This is a genomic window from Pseudomonas sp. RG1 (assembly GCF_025910115.1).
In the GTDB taxonomy this organism is placed as follows: domain Bacteria; phylum Pseudomonadota; class Gammaproteobacteria; order Pseudomonadales; family Pseudomonadaceae; genus Aquipseudomonas; species Aquipseudomonas atacamensis.
Genome location: NZ_JAPCIK010000034.1, coordinates 11,679 through 28,837, shown reverse-complemented (window position 1 = coordinate 28,837; position 17,159 = coordinate 11,679). Strand labels below are relative to the sequence as shown.

General features: G+C 60.7%; 16 protein-coding genes. 5 read left to right on the top strand and 11 right to left on the bottom strand.

The window, feature by feature from the left end:
* The first annotated feature begins 42 nt into the window (after positions 1–42).
* Positions 43–1,287, top strand: coding sequence for an FAD/NAD(P)-binding oxidoreductase (locus OK411_RS17640; protein WP_264365452.1), 1,245 nt, complete (start codon positions 43–45; stop codon positions 1,285–1,287).
* A 10-nt stretch (positions 1,288–1,297) separates the two neighbouring features.
* On the top strand, positions 1,298–2,098 hold the full coding sequence (locus OK411_RS17635) for a sulfite exporter TauE/SafE family protein (RefSeq protein ID WP_133336674.1): 801 nt from the start codon (positions 1,298–1,300) through the stop codon (positions 2,096–2,098).
* 51 nt (positions 2,099–2,149) lie between these two features.
* Here the strand turns inward: OK411_RS17635 and OK411_RS17630 are convergent, their stop codons facing one another.
* From OK411_RS17630 to OK411_RS17605, 6 genes are all read right to left on the bottom strand, one after another.
* Complete coding sequence (locus OK411_RS17630; protein ID WP_016775191.1) at positions 2,150–3,430, bottom strand: TRAP transporter large permease; 1,281 nt, start codon at positions 3,428–3,430, stop codon at positions 2,150–2,152.
* A complete protein-coding gene (locus OK411_RS17625) occupies positions 3,430–3,957 on the bottom strand; it encodes a TRAP transporter small permease (RefSeq protein WP_217878465.1) in 528 nt (175 codons plus the stop codon). Before OK411_RS17625 ends, OK411_RS17630 begins: the two co-directional genes overlap by 1 nt.
* 75 nt (positions 3,958–4,032) lie before the next feature.
* The gene (locus tag OK411_RS17620) at positions 4,033–5,004 is read right to left on the bottom strand and encodes a TRAP transporter substrate-binding protein (RefSeq protein ID WP_024013342.1); all 972 of its coding nucleotides are present in this window, start codon (positions 5,002–5,004) and stop codon (positions 4,033–4,035) included.
* A 60-nt stretch (positions 5,005–5,064) separates the two neighbouring features.
* Positions 5,065–5,958 (bottom strand): SMP-30/gluconolactonase/LRE family protein, encoded by an 894-nt coding sequence (locus OK411_RS17615; protein WP_264365451.1) that lies wholly within the window; start codon positions 5,956–5,958, stop codon positions 5,065–5,067.
* A gap of 43 nt (positions 5,959–6,001) precedes the next feature.
* Complete coding sequence (locus OK411_RS17610; RefSeq protein WP_122751063.1) at positions 6,002–6,826, bottom strand: NAD-dependent epimerase/dehydratase family protein; 825 nt, start codon at positions 6,824–6,826, stop codon at positions 6,002–6,004.
* Positions 6,827–7,098: 272 nt separating this feature from the next.
* A complete protein-coding gene (locus tag OK411_RS17605; RefSeq protein ID WP_217878463.1) occupies positions 7,099–8,394 on the bottom strand; it encodes an OprD family porin in 1,296 nt (431 codons plus the stop codon).
* Between the two features lie 309 nt (positions 8,395–8,703).
* Between OK411_RS17605 and OK411_RS17600 the strand changes: the two genes are divergently transcribed.
* Complete coding sequence (locus OK411_RS17600; protein ID WP_136493690.1) at positions 8,704–10,359, top strand: MFS transporter; 1,656 nt, start codon at positions 8,704–8,706, stop codon at positions 10,357–10,359.
* Positions 10,356–11,498, top strand: a complete 1,143-nt coding sequence (locus OK411_RS17595) for an HlyD family secretion protein (RefSeq protein WP_110600944.1) — start codon at positions 10,356–10,358, stop codon at positions 11,496–11,498. Before OK411_RS17600 ends, OK411_RS17595 begins: the two co-directional genes overlap by 4 nt.
* A 65-nt stretch (positions 11,499–11,563) precedes the next feature.
* Here OK411_RS17595 and OK411_RS17590 read toward each other — a convergent pair whose 3' ends face one another.
* On the bottom strand, positions 11,564–11,758 hold the full coding sequence (locus OK411_RS17590; protein ID WP_110600946.1) for a hypothetical protein: 195 nt from the start codon (positions 11,756–11,758) through the stop codon (positions 11,564–11,566).
* Positions 11,759–11,865: 107 nt separating this feature from the next.
* On the opposite strand from OK411_RS17590, the gene thpR reads away from it, so the two are divergent.
* On the top strand, positions 11,866–12,405 hold the full coding sequence (gene thpR / locus OK411_RS17585; protein ID WP_217878462.1) for an RNA 2',3'-cyclic phosphodiesterase: 540 nt from the start codon (positions 11,866–11,868) through the stop codon (positions 12,403–12,405).
* Between the two features lie 245 nt (positions 12,406–12,650).
* Here thpR and OK411_RS17580 read toward each other — a convergent pair whose 3' ends face one another.
* From OK411_RS17580 to potA, 4 genes are all read right to left on the bottom strand, one after another.
* The gene (locus OK411_RS17580) at positions 12,651–13,748 is read right to left on the bottom strand and encodes a polyamine ABC transporter substrate-binding protein (protein ID WP_024013335.1); all 1,098 of its coding nucleotides are present in this window, start codon (positions 13,746–13,748) and stop codon (positions 12,651–12,653) included.
* 195 nt (positions 13,749–13,943) lie between these two features.
* A complete protein-coding gene (locus OK411_RS17575) occupies positions 13,944–14,816 on the bottom strand; it encodes an ABC transporter permease subunit (RefSeq protein WP_016775182.1) in 873 nt (290 codons plus the stop codon).
* Positions 14,813–15,727 carry an ABC transporter permease subunit gene (locus OK411_RS17570; RefSeq protein ID WP_024013334.1) on the bottom strand — a complete coding sequence of 305 codons (915 nt, stop codon included), beginning with the start codon at positions 15,725–15,727 and terminating at the stop codon, positions 14,813–14,815. Before OK411_RS17570 ends, OK411_RS17575 begins: the two co-directional genes overlap by 4 nt.
* On the bottom strand, positions 15,724–16,866 hold the full coding sequence (potA, locus tag OK411_RS17565; protein ID WP_024013333.1) for a polyamine ABC transporter ATP-binding protein: 1,143 nt from the start codon (positions 16,864–16,866) through the stop codon (positions 15,724–15,726). The genes OK411_RS17570 and potA overlap by 4 nt, the downstream gene beginning before the upstream one ends.
* Between the last annotated feature and the right edge of the window lie 293 nt (positions 16,867–17,159).

Sequence of the window (17,159 nt, the reverse complement as noted above, 5' to 3'; positions counted from 1 at the left end):
TTGACCCGAACAAATCCTTGCGTGCAGCAAAAGGAACAAGCAATGAACGATCAACACTGGGGCCCATCCATCAGTGCGGACATCGTGGTCATCGGCGGTGGCACGGCCGGCATCGGTTTTGTCGCCAGCCTGCTCAAGCGTGACCCGCAGCTTAAAGTCACCGTGATCGAACCGAGTTCACAGCACTACTATCAACCGGCGTGGACGCTGGTCGGCGGTGGTGCGTTTGATGTGAAAGACACCGTCAGGCCGATGAGCCAAGTCATGCCACGGCAGGCGACGTGGATTCAGGCCAGTGTCAGCGCCATCGACCCGCAAAGCCGCCAACTCACCCTCGACGACCAGCGCACCGTCAGCTATCAAAACCTGGTCGTCTGCCCCGGCCTGCGCCTGGCCTGGGAAAAAGTCGAAGGCTTGCAGGAAAGCCTCGGTCAGCACGGCGTCACCTCCAACTACAGCTATCAACACGCCCAGTACACTTGGGATCAAGTGCAGAAACTGCGCGATGGCCGGGCGCTGTTTACCCAGCCAGCGATGCCGATCAAATGCGCCGGCGCACCGCAAAAAGCCCTGTATCTGTCTTGCGATTACTGGCGCAAATCCGCCGTGCTGAAAGACATCAATGTCGAATTCAACTTGGCTGGCGCTGCGCTGTTTGGCGTGCCGACCTTCGTGCCGCCGCTAATGAAGTACATCGAACAGTACGACGCGCAACTGGCGTTCAACTCGAATCTGGTCAAGGTCGACGGCCCGGCGAAAACCGCGTGGTTTGAAGTAAAGGACGCCGACGGCAATGTCAGCCGGGTCGCGAAAACCTTCGATCTGCTGCACGTCGTGCCGCCACAAGTCGCGCCGGATTTCATCGCCCAGAGTCCGCTGGCCGATGCCGGCGGTTGGTGCGAGGTCGATCCGCACAGCCTGCAGCATCCGCGCTATCCAGACGTGTTCGCACTGGGCGATATCTGCGGCACCAGCAACGCGAAAACCGCCGCAGCGGTGCGCAAGCAGGTGGTCGTCGTTGCGCAGAACCTGCTGGCCGCGCGCAAACAACAGCCGCTGCCGCTCAAGTACGACGGCTACGGCTCGTGCCCGCTGACGGTGGAGAAGGGCAAGGTGATCCTCGCCGAGTTCGGCTATGGCGGCAAACTGCTGCCGACTTTCCCGCTGGACCCGGCCGTGGCCCGCCGTTCGGCGTGGTGGCTGAAGGCGACGTTGCTGCCGTGGTTCTACTGGCACGGCATGCTCAAGGGCCGCGAGTGGCTGACGCGTCTGTCCAGGGTCGACTGAGAAAACCCCTATGTTGCTGGCAAGTCTGTTTGGCGTGGTGATGGGGTTGGTCCTCGGCCTGACTGGCGCGGGCGGCGGGATTCTCGCGGTGCCGGCGCTGGTGCTCGGGCTCGGCTGGACGATGACGCAAGCGGCGCCGGTGGCCTTGTTTGCGGTCGGCAGCGCGGCGGCGGTCGGGGCGATCGACGGTTTGCGCCATGGCCTGGTGCGTTACCGCGCGGCGCTGTTGATCGCGGCACTGGGCGCGGTGTTTTCGCCGCTGGGGATCTACTTCGCACATCAGTTGCCGGAAAAGATTCTGATGATGCTGTTCAGCCTGCTGATGGTCCTGGTCGCCTGGCGGATGTTCAGAAAGGAGCGTCAGCAAGCCGGGCCGAGCGATCACGGCCATGCCAGTTGGGGGCAGAAAAACTGCATGCTCAACGAGCAGACCGGGCGCTTCGACTGGACCGCCAAATGCACCGCCACCCTGGCTGCACTGGGAGCGGTTACTGGCGTGGTTTCGGGTTTACTGGGCGTCGGCGGCGGCTTTCTGATTGTGCCGGCGTTCAAGCAACTGACCGATGTGCAGATGCGCGGCATCGTTGCGACGTCGTTGATGGTGATCAGTCTGATTTCCGCGATCGGGGTGATCGGCGCGTTTCATGCGGGGGTGCGTATCGACAGCCAGGGCGCGGCGTTCATTGTCGCCAGCATCGTTGGCATGCTCATCGGTCGCAGGCTGTGCGCGCAGGTGCCGGCGCGGGCGTTGCAGGTGGGGTTTGCCAGTGTCTGTCTGGTGGTTGCGGGGTACATGTTGTTGCGGGCGTGAAGAACAACAGATCGCAGCCTCCTTGCACGAAGCTGCGATCTTCTCAGCGGGTTACAACACCAGGTGCGGCAGCCACAGCGAAATCGCCGGAACGTAGGTCACCAGCAGCAGCACCAGGAACAGCACGCCATAGAACGGCAGCAGCGCTTTCACCGTGCTTTCGATACTGACCTTGCCCACCGCCGAGCCGACGAAGAGCACGGCGCCCACGGGCGGTGTTATCAATCCGATCCCCAGGTTGACCAGCATGATCATGCCGAACTGCACCGGATCGACACCGATGCCCATGATCACTGGCATCAGGATCGGCGTCAGGATCAGGATCAGCGGCGCCATGTCCATCACGGTGCCAAGCAACAGCAGCATGACGTTGATGCACATCAGGATCACGTAGCGGTTGTCCGACAGGGTCAGGAACAGCGTGGTGATTTTCGCCGGGATCTGCATCAGCGTCATGATGTAGCCGAAGCTGGCGGCGAAACCGATCAGGATCATCACGATGGAGATGGTGCGCACCGTGCGATGCATCAGCTTGGGCAGCTCGCTCCATTTGTAGTCGCGGTAGATGAACATGGTCACGAAGAATGACCAAAGCACGGCGATGGCCGCCGATTCAGTGGCGGTGAAAATACCCGAGAGAATGCCGCCGAGGATGATCACCATCGCCATCATGCCCCACAGGGCTTCGCCGACGATCTTCAGCGCCTGGCGCATCGGAATCACTTCGCCCTTGGGGTAGTTGCGCTTTTTCGCGAAGATCAGGCACAGCACCATCAGGCAGGCGCTCATCAGCAGGCCCGGGACGATGCCGGCCATGAACAGCGAAGCGATCGACACCGTACCGCCAGCGGCCAGCGAGTAGAGCACCGAGTTGTGGCTTGGCGGAGTCAGCAGGGCTTGCACCGAACCGCTGACGGTCACAGCGGTGGAGAAGTCGCGCGGATAGCCCTTGCGTTCCATTTCCGGGATCAGTACCGAACCCACCGACGCCGTGTCAGCCACCGACGAACCGGAGATCGCGCCGAAGAAAGTCGAGGCAACAATGTTGACCAGCGACAGGCCACCGCGGACGAAACCTACCAGCACCCCCGCACATGCCACCAGCCGCCGGGACATGCCGCCCTCGGCCATGATCGCGCCGGCGAGGACGAAGAACGGAATGGCCAGCAGCGAGAATTTGTTCACCCCCGAGGCGACCTGGATCATCACCGCCTGGAAGGGAATGTCGATCCACCAAGCGCCGATCAGCGCAGCGGCGCCCAACGCGTAAGCGACCGGCATGCCGATCAGGATCAATACGATAAAACTGCCCAGCAGGATCAGAGCGTCCATTAAACGGCACCTTCACTTTCTTCAACCAGGTCGAACTGCACGACCCGACGTTTGCTCTGGTCACCGAGCAAGAGTTTTTCCACGACAAAAATCAATGTCAGCAAACCGCCCATGGGGATCGGCAGATAGGTCACGCCAACGCGCAGATCGGGCAGGGCTGCCATGAACTGGTTCCAAGTGGACATGCACAGCTTGGTGCCCCAGATGGTCATGAAGATGCAGATGGCCGCCATCAGCAGTTGCGAAAAAATCGCCGCTGCGGCTTTCATTTGCGCCGGCATGCGGTCGGTGAGCATGGCCACGGCCATGTGCGCACCAGCGCGGTAACTGGCGGCGGCGCCGATGAAGGTGAACACCATCATCAGCAGGATCGCCGTCGGCTCAGGCCAGCTCGAACCGGTGCCGAGCACGTAGCGGGCGAAGACGCCCCAGGGAATCATCAGGGAAATCGCCAGGACGGAAAGGCCGGCGACCCAGATGCACGTCATGTAGATCTTGTCGTTGATACGCAGCAGCAGATTCTTCATCGGGTTCCACCGTAACCGGGCGCGCCTGAACCGCTGGCGCGCCGGGCCTTTTTCATGAGTACGGAGCGGGAGGCGTTACTGAACGGCTTCGATCTTTTTGATCAGATCGGCATAAGGCGCGCCGTATTTCTCGCGAACCGAGGCGGTAGCTTCGTAGAAAGGTTTCTTGTCAACGGTGATGAACTCGACGCCGGCGGCCTTGAGTTTTTCTTCACTGGCGGCGGACTTCTTGTCCCACAGTACGCGCTCTTCAGCCTGGGCAGCCTTGGCGGCTTTTTTCACCAGTTGCTGTTGATCCGGAGTGAGTTTTTCCCATGTGATTTTCGACATCACGATCGGCTCCGGCAGGATCAGGTGACCGGTCAGGCTGTAGAACTTGGCGTTCTGGAAGTGGTTGTGTTCGAGCAGGGTCGGCGGGTTGTTTTCCGCGCCGTCGATCACGCCGGTCTGCAGGGCGCTGAAGATTTCGCCGGTGTCCATGGCGATACCGTTGGCACCCATGGCGTTCATCATGTCGATGAACATCGGGTTGCCTTGCACGCGAATTTTCATGCCCTTGAGGTCTTCGAGCTTGCGCACCGGTTTTTTGGTGTAGATGTTGCGTGTACCGCCGTCCATCCACGCCAGGGCCACCAATTTGAATTCGGAGTTGGTGATCTTGTCGAGAATCTCATCGCCCACCGGGCCATCGATGACGTTACGCATATGTTGCTGGTCGCGGAAAATGAACGGCATGTTGAACACGTTCACATCCGGCACCACAGGGCCGACGATACCCAGGCTGACGCGAGACATCTGTATCGCGCCGAATTGCATCTGCTCGATAACTTCCTTTTCCGAACCGAGTACACCGCCTGGGAAGTACTTGAAGGTCAGCTCGCCGTTGGTTTCCTTGGTCAGGGTCTTGCCCATGCTTTCTTCGGCTTCCACGGTGGGATAACCCTTGGGGTGGATGTCGGCGACTTTAAGTTCCAGTGCCTGAGCGGCACCAGCGAAGGTGAACATCAGCGGGAGTGCAGCGGCGAGCAAGGTGCGTTTGAAGTTCATGGGGGTGAGTCTCCAGTCTTGTTATTTTTGTGTTCAAGGCGCAGCGGTCCAGCAGAGGGTCTAAAGCAAATCGTTGAATTGCGGTTCGGCGAGGCCTTTGACACCTGGCTTCAGGGCGAACACGCCGCCGGCCAGCGATTGCGGGTCGTGGTCATCGCCGGGGCGAATCGAGGCGACAAACAAGGTGTCCAGGTTGCTGCCGCCGAAGGCGCACATGGTCGGTTTCTTCACCGGTACTTCCAGCGAGAAATCCAGTCGGCCGTCCGGGGCGAAGCGGTGGATCAGGCCGGCGTCGTTGGCGCAGATCCAGTAGCAGCCTTCGGCATCCACGGCGGCGCCATCGGGGCGGCCGGGGAAATGATTCATGTCGACGAAGATTCGGCGATTCGATGGCGTGCCGGTCTCGATGTCGTAATCGAAGGCCCAGATCAGTTGCACATCGGGGTGCGAATCCGACAGATACATGGTTTTGCCGTCAGGGCTGAAACCGAGGCCGTTGGGCACGATGAAGCCATCCAGCTGCGCTTCGATCACGCCCGTCTGCCCGGCGCTGTAGCGATAGAGCCGGCCTTCAGGCGCGTTCAGTCCCATGTTCAGCACCATGCTGCCCGCCCAGAAACGCCCTTGGCGATCGCAGCGACCGTCGTTGAGGCGCATGTCGGCGCGGCTGTGCTCGACAGTCGCGAGCAATTCGCTGTCGAGGCTGCCGTCGCTGTGCGGGTGCAGGCGAAAGAAGCCGCTTTCCATGCCAGCGACCCAGCCACCACTGCGGTGGCGGGTGATGCAGGCGAGCATTTCCGGGGCCTTCCACGAGGCAACATGGCCAGTGTCAGCGCTCCAGCGTTGCAGCCCGCCGTTGGGAATGTCGACCCAGTACAGGGCGTTTTCCTGCGGCACCCAGACCGGGCTTTCACCGACCGCGTTGCGGGCGTCGACGATCAATTCGGCTTGCATACTCATTCCCATGGTTTTTATTAAAGGGGATCAAGTCGAACGGTCACTCGCCGAACGGGCCTGCTGCGACGAAGGCGCCGCCTTGGTAGATCCGCGCCGGATCATCGTCGGCTGGCATCGGTTGCGCTTCGACCTTGTCGCGGAACACTTCCGAGGTGTCCTTGGCTTCGAAACCGAGGTGGCTGGCGTAGCGGTTGTCCCACCAGACGTCTTTGTTGGCGGACATGCCGTAGACCACGGTGTGGCCGACGTTCGGTGTGTACAGCGAGCGTTCCAGCAGTTGCGTGAGATCGTCGAAGCTCAGCCAGGTGTGCATCATCCGGCGGTTCTGCGGTTCGGGGAACGAGGAGCCGATGCGGATGCTGACGGTTTCGATGCCGTAGCGATCGAAGTAGAAACTGGCCATGTCTTCGCCGTAGGACTTGGACAGACCGTAGTAACCATCGGGACGACGCGCCGAGGTGGCGTCGAGCTGTTGGTCCTGTTTGTAGAAACCGATGACGTGGTTGGAGCTGGCGAAGATCACCCGCTTCACACCGTGCTTGCGCGCCGCTTCGTAAATGTGGAACACGCCGCTGATGTTGGCACCGAGGATTTCTTCGAACGGACGCTCGACCGAAACGCCGCCGAAATGCAGGATCGCATCGACCCCTTCGACCAGTTGATGCACGGCTTGCTTGTCGGCGAGGTCGCAGAGCACGACTTCTTCGTGGTCATCGACGGCCGGGGCGAGGGCGGCGATGTCGGACAGGCGCAGCACATTGGCGTAAGGGCGCAGGCGTTCGCGCAACACTTTGCCCAGGCCGCCGGCGGCACCGGTCAGCAGCAGGCGGTTGAAAGGAGCGCGGGGGGTAGAGGTAGACGTCATGGCAATCCCTGAACACATTGTTATTAGGTTTGTTGTAGGTTGTCGTATGACTGCGCTGAAGTATCGATAGGGTTTCCGGATCTTGTCAACGCGACTTTTGGTGTAGATGACGGAAGGGGCGATTCATTTTCTCAAGACCCGATACCTGCCTTGCAATGCAATCCCCTTGTGGGAGCGAGCCTGCTCGCGAATGCGGTGTGCCAGTCAGAACAAATCGACTGGTCCGGCGCTTTCGCGAGCAGGCTCGCTCCCACAGGGCAAACCGCCAACCGTTACAACAACGAAATCGGATAGCTGATAAAAATCCGGTTCTCGTCAAATTCGTTGGTGCTGAAGTCCCGGCGAATGGTCGCGTTGCGCCATTTCACGTTGAGGTTCTTCAGCGGGCCGCTCTGCACGGTGTAGGCCAGCTCCGATTCGCGGCCCCATTCCTTGCCGTCATTGGTGGTGGCGGTGTGCACGTTATCGCCGCTGATGTAGCGGTTCATCAGGGTCAGGCCAGGCACGCCCAGCGCAACGAAGTTGTAGTCGTGACGCACCTGCCAGGAGCGCTCTTTGGCGTTGTCATAACTGGCGTTGTAGCTGTCGTTGGCCAGGGTGCCGCCGCTGGTGCCGTTGACGCGCATCCAGGCATCGTCGCCGGTGAGTTTCTGCAGGCCGACGTAGAAGGTGTTGCCACCGTACTTGGCCGAGAGCAGGGCGAACGCGGTCTTGTTGTCGAGGTCGCCCGCCTGAGCGCTGCCGTCTTCCTTGCCGGTGAAGAAACCGAGGTTGGCGCCCAGCGTCCAGTCGCCCAGCGGCTGGCTGTGGCTGAGGTTGAAATACTGCTGCTGGTAGATGTCGGTGAGCTCGGCGTACCACACGCCGACCATCGTGCGCTTTTCGTTGAAGCTGTATTCGCCGCCGCCGAAGTTGAAGCGATCGGAGGTGAACGCACCGCGGCCGTTCATCGACATGTCTTCCATGCTCGCGTCGTTGCGCGGGCTGTTGCCACGGAACTGGCCGCCGTAGACGGTCAGGCCGTTGATCTCGGTGGACGTGATCTGCCCGCCGCGAAAGGTCTGCGGCAGGGAGCGGCCGTCGTCGGAGCGCAGGATCGGCAGCACCGGCATCCATTCACCGACTTTCAGTTCGGTCTTCGAGACTTTGGCTTTCAGCGCCACGCCGAGGCGGCCGAAGTTGTCGGCCGGGCGGCCGTCATCATGGATCGGCAATAGTTGCGTGCCGCCCGTGCCTTTGCCGCCATCGAGCTTCTGCGAGTACATGCCAAGGATGTCGAGGCCGAAGCCGACCGTGCCTTGGGTGAAGCCGGATTTGGCGTCGAGAATGAAGCTCTGCGTCCACTCTTCAGCCTTGCCCTGCGGATAGGCGGGGTTGACGAAGTTGCGGTTGAAGTAGGCGTTGCGCAGGTTCAGCGTGGCTTTGCTGTCCTCAAGAAAGCCTTCGGCATCGGCGCTCATGGGCAAGGCCAGAGCGAGGCTGCTGCAACCGATCAGGCTCAGGGTCGAACGCGATTTGAAATGGGCAAAACGTGAAGGGCGGACGGAATTGCGGGCGAGTGGGCTCACTGGGACGCTCCCTGGATCGTTTGTTGTTTTTATTATTTGTCATACGTCGTCGTACAACATCGATGCGGATATTTCCCAGATTTACGGGGATTGTCAACTGGAAGTTATGCGATGACCTCCCATGCGACGCCGAACCCATGTGGGAGCGAGCCTGCTCGCGAATGCGGACTTTCATTCAATGAAGTTGTCGACTGACACAGCGCTTTCGCGAGCAGGCTCGCTCCCACAGGGTTCCTTGGTGTCTGTCGAGTCGTGTATTGCCCGTCAAATTGCGGCAAACTTCCCTCACCCCCAGCACCAGGCCGATTCATGGATAAATACGCCCCGCGCAACTGGCAACCCCACGAAAAGCCCAGCCTGCCCGGTTCCCCGTCGACCCCGTTACATTCCACGCCCAAGCGCCTGGCGTACGCGGCGGTTGGCGTGCTGGTGGCGGTGACTGGTGGGTTGGGCAACTCGCTGGTGGTTGCCAACCTGCCTTACCTGCAAGGCTCGCTCGGCGCGACCACGGCGGAGATGGCCTGGCTGCCGGCGGCGTATGTGATGACCAACGTATCGATGAACCTGCTGCTGGTGAAGTTTCGCCAGCAGTTCGGCTTGCGCGCGTTCACCGAGGTGTTTCTGGTGCTGTATGCCCTAGTGACCTTCGGCCATTTGTTCGTCAACGATTTGAACTCGGCAGTGGCGGTGCGGGCTGCCCACGGTATGGTCGGTGCGGCGCTGAGCTCGCTGGGTCTGTATTACATGGTCCAGGCGTTCCCGGCGAAGTGGCGGCTCAAAGCGTTGGTGCTCGGCCTCGGCACGTCGCAATTGGCGTTACCGCTGGCGCGGCTGTTTTCCGAAGACCTGTTGCAGATCGCCGAATGGCGCGGTTTGTACTTGTTCGAATTGGGCATGGCCCTGCTGTCACTCGGCTGTGTCTTGCTGCTGAAGCTGCCGCCCGGTGACCGCTTCAAAACCTTTGAAAAACTCGATTTCCTCACCTTCGCCATCCTCGCCACGGGTGTAGCGTTGTTGTGCGCGGTGTTGTCGCTGGGGCGGATCGACTGGTGGCTGGCGGCAGACTGGATCGGCGTGGCGCTGGCCTGTTCGATCGCGCTGATCATCATGGGCCTGGCCATCGAGCATAACCGCAGCAACCCGATGCTGATGACCCGCTGGCTGGGCAGCGGAACGATGATCCGCCTGGCGCTGGCGGTGACTCTGATCCGCATGGTCACCTCGGAGCAATCCACCGGCGCCGTGGGGTTCATGCAGAACCTCAACATGGGCTATGAGCAGTTGCACAGTCTGTACGTGGTGATGCTGATCGGTAGCATCGCCGGGCTTGCCACCAGCGCACTGACTATCGACCCCAAACACCTGCTGATGCCGTTGATCATTTCCTTGGCGCTGATGGCCACCGGTTCGGTGATGGACAGCTTCTCGAATAACCTGACCCGTCCCGCCAACATGTATTTCAGCCAGTTCCTGCTGGCATTCGGCAGCACGTTTTTTCTCGGCCCGACCATGGTCTTCGGCACGCGCAACGTGCTGACCAATCCGCGCAACCTGGTGAGTTTTTCCGTGCTGTTCGGGATCTGCAATAACCTCGGCGGACTGCTCGGCGCGGCGTTGCTCGGCACTTTTCAGATCGTGCGGGAGAAGTACCATTCCAGCCACATCGTCGATCACCTGGTGATGTCCGATCCGTTGGTGGCCGCGCGGGTGCAGAGCGGCGGCTCGGCCTTCGGCGGTTTGCTCGCCGACCCGAGCCTGCGCAATCTGGCCGGCATTCGCAGCCTCGCCAATGCGGCGACACGCGAAGCGAACGTGCTGGCCTATAACGATGTCTTCATGCTGATCGCGGTCATTGCCGTCCTGACCATGATCTGGCTTTCGATTCGCGCGTTGTGGCTGATGAGCACCACCAAAGCCATTGAGCCGACACCTTCCGTACCACCCAGCGGTGCCACTTCTTCATGACCGAACCGACCACCACAACCACCAACGCCATCGCCGCCACACCTGAAGGGGAGGCGCCGCCGTCATCACCCAACACTGCGCCGCGTTCGCTGCGGGTGCGGATCATTTCTTCACTGGGCTTTGCCGCAATCGCCATCGTCGGCGTGTTGATCGTGTTGTATGCGTGGCAACTGCCGCCGTTCAGCAGTGCGGTCGAAACCACCGAAAACGCCTTGATTCGCGGGCAGGTGACGATCATCGGGCCGCAGCTCAGCGGCTATGTGTTCGAGGTGCCGGTGCAGGACTTCCAGTACGTCAAGGCCGGGGACCTGCTGGTGCGTCTGGACGACCGCATTTATCAGCAACGCCTCGACCAGTCCCTGGCACAACTGGCGGTGCAGAAAGCCGGATTGGCCAACGTCGTGCAGCAGCGCAACAGCGCTGAAGCGACGATCAAATTGCGCCAGGCGGTGCTCGCCGACAGCCAGGCGCAGTTGCGCAAGAGCGAGGCCGATCTGCGGCGTAATCAGGAACTGGTGCGCGACGGCTCGGTGTCCAAACGCGAGTTCGACGTGACCCTTGCTGCCAACGCGCAGAGCACGGCTTCTGTGGCGCAGGCCAAGGCCAATCTGGAAATCGCCCGGCAGGATCTGCAAACAGTGATCGTCAATCGCGGCTCGCTGGAGGCCGCCGTGGCCAGTGCCGAAGCGGCGGTGCAACTGGCGCGGATCGATCTGTCGAACACACGGATTGTCGCCCCGCGCGACGGCCAGCTCGGGCAGATCGGCGTGCGCCTGGGGGCCTACGTCAACTCCGGCGCGCAGTTGATGGCGTTGGTCCCGGACCAGAAGTGGGTAATCGCCAACATGAAGGAAACCCAGATGGCCAACGTGCGGGTCGGGCAACCGGTACGCTTTACCGTCGACGCCTTGAACCACCGCAGATTCACCGGCCATGTGCAGCATATTTCGCCGGGCACCGGCTCGGAATTTGCCTTGCTGCAGGCCGACAACGCCACCGGCAACTTCGTCAAGATCGCCCAGCGCGTGCCGGTGCGCATCACCATCGATCCCGACCAGCAGGAAGAAGAACGCTTGCGGCCGGGGATGTCAGTGGTTGTCAGCATCGACACCGCCGCCGGCGACACCCAACCCCACTGATCAATGCATGACCCTGTGGGAGCGAGCTTGCTCGCTCCCACAGGATTAGTGCTCACAGGGTCTATTCACTCGGCCGAGGGAGTGACGCGGCAACTTTTGCGGTTGCGAATCTGCTCGTCGCTGGGCCTCTCGCGAACGAATTCGAAGCGCGGTTCGCCTTCGCTGTAATGCACCAGCCAGCCCCATTCCAGTTCGCTTTCGTCCTGTCCGGGATGTGGTGGCCGGGCCCACCAGGGTTCTTTGCTGAGGATCTCGCGCATGGCAGCCTCCGGTTGATGGCAATCCTTGAACTATAGCTTCCTGTCGCGAGTCGTCAGAACAGGCTGTGTAGAATCGGCTCGATCATGACGATAAAGGGGGCAGGGCGATGATGGATGAAGTGCGCAGGGATGAACCGTCGAAACGGCTGTTTTTCGCTTTGGACTGCCCGCCAGCGCAGCGCAAGGCGATCGCCCAGTGGCGCGCGGAGCTGGGCCTGCGCAGCGGCAAACCGGTGCCGGCGGATAACTTTCATCTGACTCTGCTGTTCCTCGGTGCGGTGCCGTTGGCGCAAATCCATGGCGTCTGCGAAGCCGCCGGCGGCGTACGTGTTCCTGGCGAGGCGTTGCGGGTTGCGCTGGATCGCTTGCAGGTCTGGCATCGCCCCGGTGTGTTGTCCCTTGCACCCGAGCAGGCGCCGCCGGCGTTGTTGCGCCTGGTCTATGCGTTGGAGCAGGCGATGCTGCCGTTCGGTTTTGACGAGCCCACCCACGAGTTCCGCCCGCACCTGACACTGGCGCGGGAGTACCGCGCGCCGGAGCCGGAATCGCGCACGCCGCCGGAGTTCTTTCTGCGTGCTGAACGCTTCGCTCTGTTCGAATCGCACAAGGGTCGCTATCGGGTTTTGCAGGACTGGCCGCTGATCTGAACGGACAAAAAAAGGCGCCCGAAGGCGCCTGCAAATTCACCCGAGCCGAGGGAGCCGGGTGAGGCCGTTCAGAGCAGGGTGCAGCGGTGGTAAGGCGCTGCGTGAACGGAAAATTTTCAGCACTGCATTGCTTCATTGTGGGAGCGAGCCTGCTCGCGAAAGCGTCGGCACATTCGGCATCTCAATCGCCTGACACGGCGCCTTCGCGAGCAGGCTCGCTCCCACATTTTTGATCATCGGTGTTTTTATTTACCGAGCTTCACCCGCGTCCAGCCACGGGTCATGATCCGCTGCGTGGCAATCGGCTGATCCGGCACTGCATACAACGTCGCCATCACCGCTTGCGACGGATACGAGCCCGGTTCGTTGCGGATCGCTTCGTCCACCAATGGCGTGGCCGCTGCGTTGGCGTTGCTGTAGCCGATGCTGTTGGTGACTTCGGCAATGATGTCCGGGCGCATCAGGAAGTCCATGAACAGGTAGGCGTTGTCGACGTTCGCCGCATCACGGGGGATGGCGACCATGTCGTAGAAACTGCCGGCGCCTTCCTTGGGAATGCTGTAGTCGATCACCACGTTGTTGCCCGATTCCACCGCGCGGGCCTTGGCCTGCAGGACGTCGCCGGAGTAACCGACCGCCACGCAGATGTTGCCGTTGGCCAGATCGGAGATGTACTTCGAGGAGTGGAAGTACGCCACGTAAGGACGGATTTTCATGAACAGCGCTTCGGCTTCGGCGATGTGCGCCTTGTCCTTGTCGTTCACCGGATAGCCCAGATAGTGCAGGGCGGCCGGGAGCATTTCGGTCGGCGAATCGAGGAAACTGATGCCGCAGGCTTTGAGCTTTTCCGCGTTCTCCGGTTTGAACAGCAAGTCCCAGGAGTTGGTCGGGGCGTTGGCGCCGAGTACTTCCTTGACCTTCGCCGGGTTGAAACCGATGCCGATCGAGCCCCACATGTACGGGAACGCATGCGCGTTGTCCGGATCACTGGCGGAAGCGTTTTTCAGCAATACCGGGTTGAGATTCTTCCAGTTCGGCAGCTTCGACTTGTCCAGCGGCTGGTAGACACCGGCCTTGATCTGCTTGGCCAGAAAACTGTTCGACGGCACGACGATGTCATAGCCGGATTTGCCCGCGAGCAAACGCGCCTCAAGGGTTTCGTTGCTGTCGAAGACGTCATAGGTCACGCGGATGCCGGTCTCGTCTTCGAACTTTTTCACGGTGTCCGGCGCGATGTAATCGGACCAGTTGTAAACACGCAGCACCTTGTCGTTGGCCTGGGCGCCCATGACCATCGCGCCCATTAAGGACAGTGTCAGCAGAGTCCTGCCAAACATTTTCATCGGTACAACTCCCTTCTTCTTATTCAACAAAACAAAAGCTCGGTGCACTTGAACCTTGTGGCGAGGGGATTTATCCCCGCTCGGCTGCGAAGCAGTCGCAAAACCTGAATACGGAGTTTTCAGGTAGAACTGGAGGGGCCGCTTCGCAGCCCAACGGGGATAAATCCCCTCGCCACAGTTGTCCATCGGTGTTGCTCAGGCAGTCGCCGCTGCCGGCTGTTGCCACGACTCGTTTGCGGTCTGATCCATCGCTTCCTGAATCGCCCGTTTGCGGTTGGCCTCTGCCTTGCGGCCGAAGTACCAGACGAGGAAAGTCACCAGCGACACTGCCAGCAGAATCAGGCTGGCCACGGCGTTGATCTCAGGCTTCACACCCAGACGCACCGCCGAGAACACTTCCATCGGCAGCGTCGTCGAGCCCGGCCCGGAGACAAAACTCGCCAGCACCAGATCGTCCAGCGACAAGGCAAACGACATCATTCCGCCGGCGGCCAGCGACGGCGCGATCATGGGAATGGTGATGAGGAAAAACACTTTGAATGGTTTGGCGCCGAGGTCCATCGCCGCTTCTTCGATCGACAGATCCAGCTCCCGCAGGCGCGCGGAGACTACCACCGCCACATAAGCGGCACAAAAGGTGGTGTGGGCGATCCAGATGGTGACAATGCCGCGCTCCTGCGGCCAGCCGATCAGTTGCGCCATTGCCACGAACAGCAGCAACAGCGACAGGCCGGTGATCACTTCCGGCATCACCAACGGCGCGGTGACCAGGCCACCAAACAGCGTGCGCCCCTTGAAGCGCGTCACCCGCGTCAGCACGAACGCCGCCAGCGTACCCAGTGCCACAGCGGCAATCGCGGTGTAGCAGGCGATTTCCAGCGAGCGCAGCACCGAGCCCATCAGTTGCGTGTTGTCGAGCAGGCCGACGTACCACTTGATCGACCAGCCGCCCCAAACCGTCACCAGTTTCGAGGCGTTGAACGAGTAGATCACCAGGATCAGCATCGGCAGATAAATGAACATCAAGCCAAAGATCAGCATGAATTTGGAAAAGTTGAAGCGTTTCATCCCCGTGCCTCCATCTCTTTGGCCTGGCTGCGGTTGAACAGCAGAATCGGCACAATCAGGATCAACAGCATCACCACCGCCAGCGCAGAAGCCACCGGCCAGTCGCGGTTATTGAAGAACTCCTGCCACAGCACGCGACCGATCATCAGCGTCTCCGGGCCACCTAGCAGTTCTGGAATCACGAACTCGCCGACCACCGGAATGAACACCAGCATGCAGCCGGCAATGATGCCGTTCTTGGCCAGCGGCACGGTGATTTTCCAAAAGTTGTTGAAGTTGCTCGAACCCAGATCCTGCGCGGCTTCCAGCAGGCTGTTGTCGTGCTTGACCAGGTTGGCGTAGAGCGGCAGGACCATGAACGGCAGATAGGCATAGACCACGCCGATGTACACCGCAGTGTTGGTGTTGAGGATCTCGATCGGGTGATCGGTGAGCCCGGTCCACATCAGGAACCCGTTGAGCAGACCGTTGTTGCTGAGGATGCCCATCCACGCATACACGCGGATCAGGATCGCCGTCCAGGTCGGCATCATGATCAACAGCAGCAGGACGTTTTGCGTTTCCTTGCCGGTCTTGGTGATCGCGTAGGCCATCGGGAAACCGATCACCAGGCACATCAGCGTGCTCAGTGCCGCGACCTTCAGCGAGCCGAGATACGCCGACAGGTACAGTTCGTCTTCGCCGAGCAGGGTGTAGTTGCCGATGTTCAGCAACAGCTGGAATTTCTGTTCGGCGAAGGTGTAGATCTCCGAGTAGGGCGGGATCGACAGCGCGGCTTCCGAGAAGCTGATCTTCATCACCAGAAAGAACGGCAGCATGAAGAACAGGAACAGCCAGATGAACGGAATGCCGATCACCAGTTTTCGTCCGCTGGGCACCAGGCGCAAGAATTGCTGATTGAAAGTTCTCATGAGCGCAGCACCACGCCGCTGTCATCTTCCCACCAGACGTAGACCTTGTCGTCCCAGGTCGGCCGCGCGCCACGGCGTTCGGCGTTGGCCATGAACGACTGGACGATCTTGCCGCCGGGCAGCTCGACGTAAAACACAGAGTGGCCGCCGAGGTAAGCGATGTCGTGGACCTTGCCTTCGGACCAGTTGTAGCGGAACTCCGGTTGGGTGGTGCTGACGAGCATTTTTTCCGGGCGGATGGCGTAGGTGATCGACTTGTCCTGCACCGACGTGCTGACGCCGTGACCGACGTAGATCTTCTGCTGCAAGTCGGGGCTGTGAATGATTGCGTGGCCTTCCAGATCTTCCACCACAGTGCCGTCGAAAGCGTTCACGTTACCGATGAATTCGCAGACCATGCGGCTGACCGGCGCTTCATAAATGTCCACCGGGCTGCCGATCTGCGCGATCCAGCCCAGGTGCATGATCGCGATGCGCTGGGCCATGGTCATGGCTTCTTCCTGGTCGTGGGTCACCATCACGCAGGTCACGCCGACGCGCTCGATGATTTCCACCAGCTCCAGCTGCATCTGCGAACGCAGCTTTTTGTCCAGCGCGCCCATCGGCTCGTCGAGCAGCAACAGTTTCGGCCGTTTGGCCAACGAGCGGGCGAGGGCGACGCGCTGCCGCTGGCCGCCGGACAACTGGTGCGGGCGGCGCTTGGCGTATTGGGTCATGTGCACCAGACGCAGCATTTCTTCGACGCGGGCATCGATTTCGCTGGCCGGCAAACGGTCCTGTTTGAGGCCGAAGGCGATGTTCTGTGCCACGGTCATGTGCGGGAACAGCGCGTAGGACTGGAACATCATGTTGATCGGCCGCTCGTATGGGGGCATGTCGGTGATGTCCACGCCATCGAGCAGAATCCGCCCCTCGGTCGGCCGCTCGAAACCGGCGAGCATGCGCAGCAGAGTCGATTTGCCCGAACCGGAACCGCCCAGCAGCGCGAAGATTTCGCCCTGATGGATCTCCAGGGACACATCGTCCACGGCCACGGTTTCGTCGAACTTCTTGGTGACACGATCGACTTTCACCAGCACCTTTTTCGGTTGCTGCTGACCTTCGAGTGCCTTGCGGTAAGTGCTGGAGGCGTTTGCCATGTGAAACTCCCAACAGGTGTCGTGTGCTTGGCCAATGTGGCCGGGCTTAAGTGGATTGCGGAACGGTCCGGAATGCCTGTCAGCTGGCGCAGAACCTGTGGGAGCGAGCCTGCTCGCGAATACGGAGTGTCAGTCGACATCATCGTTTGCTGATACACCGCTTTCGCGAGCAGGCTCGCTCCCACAGGGGATATGCGTTGACCTGAGTGGCCTTTGTCCGTACCGATCCGGCTTGTTCGGCGCCGCCGTCCTGGCTGCCTGGGTCGTACTTGTTGTTATCACGGGTGTTGCAG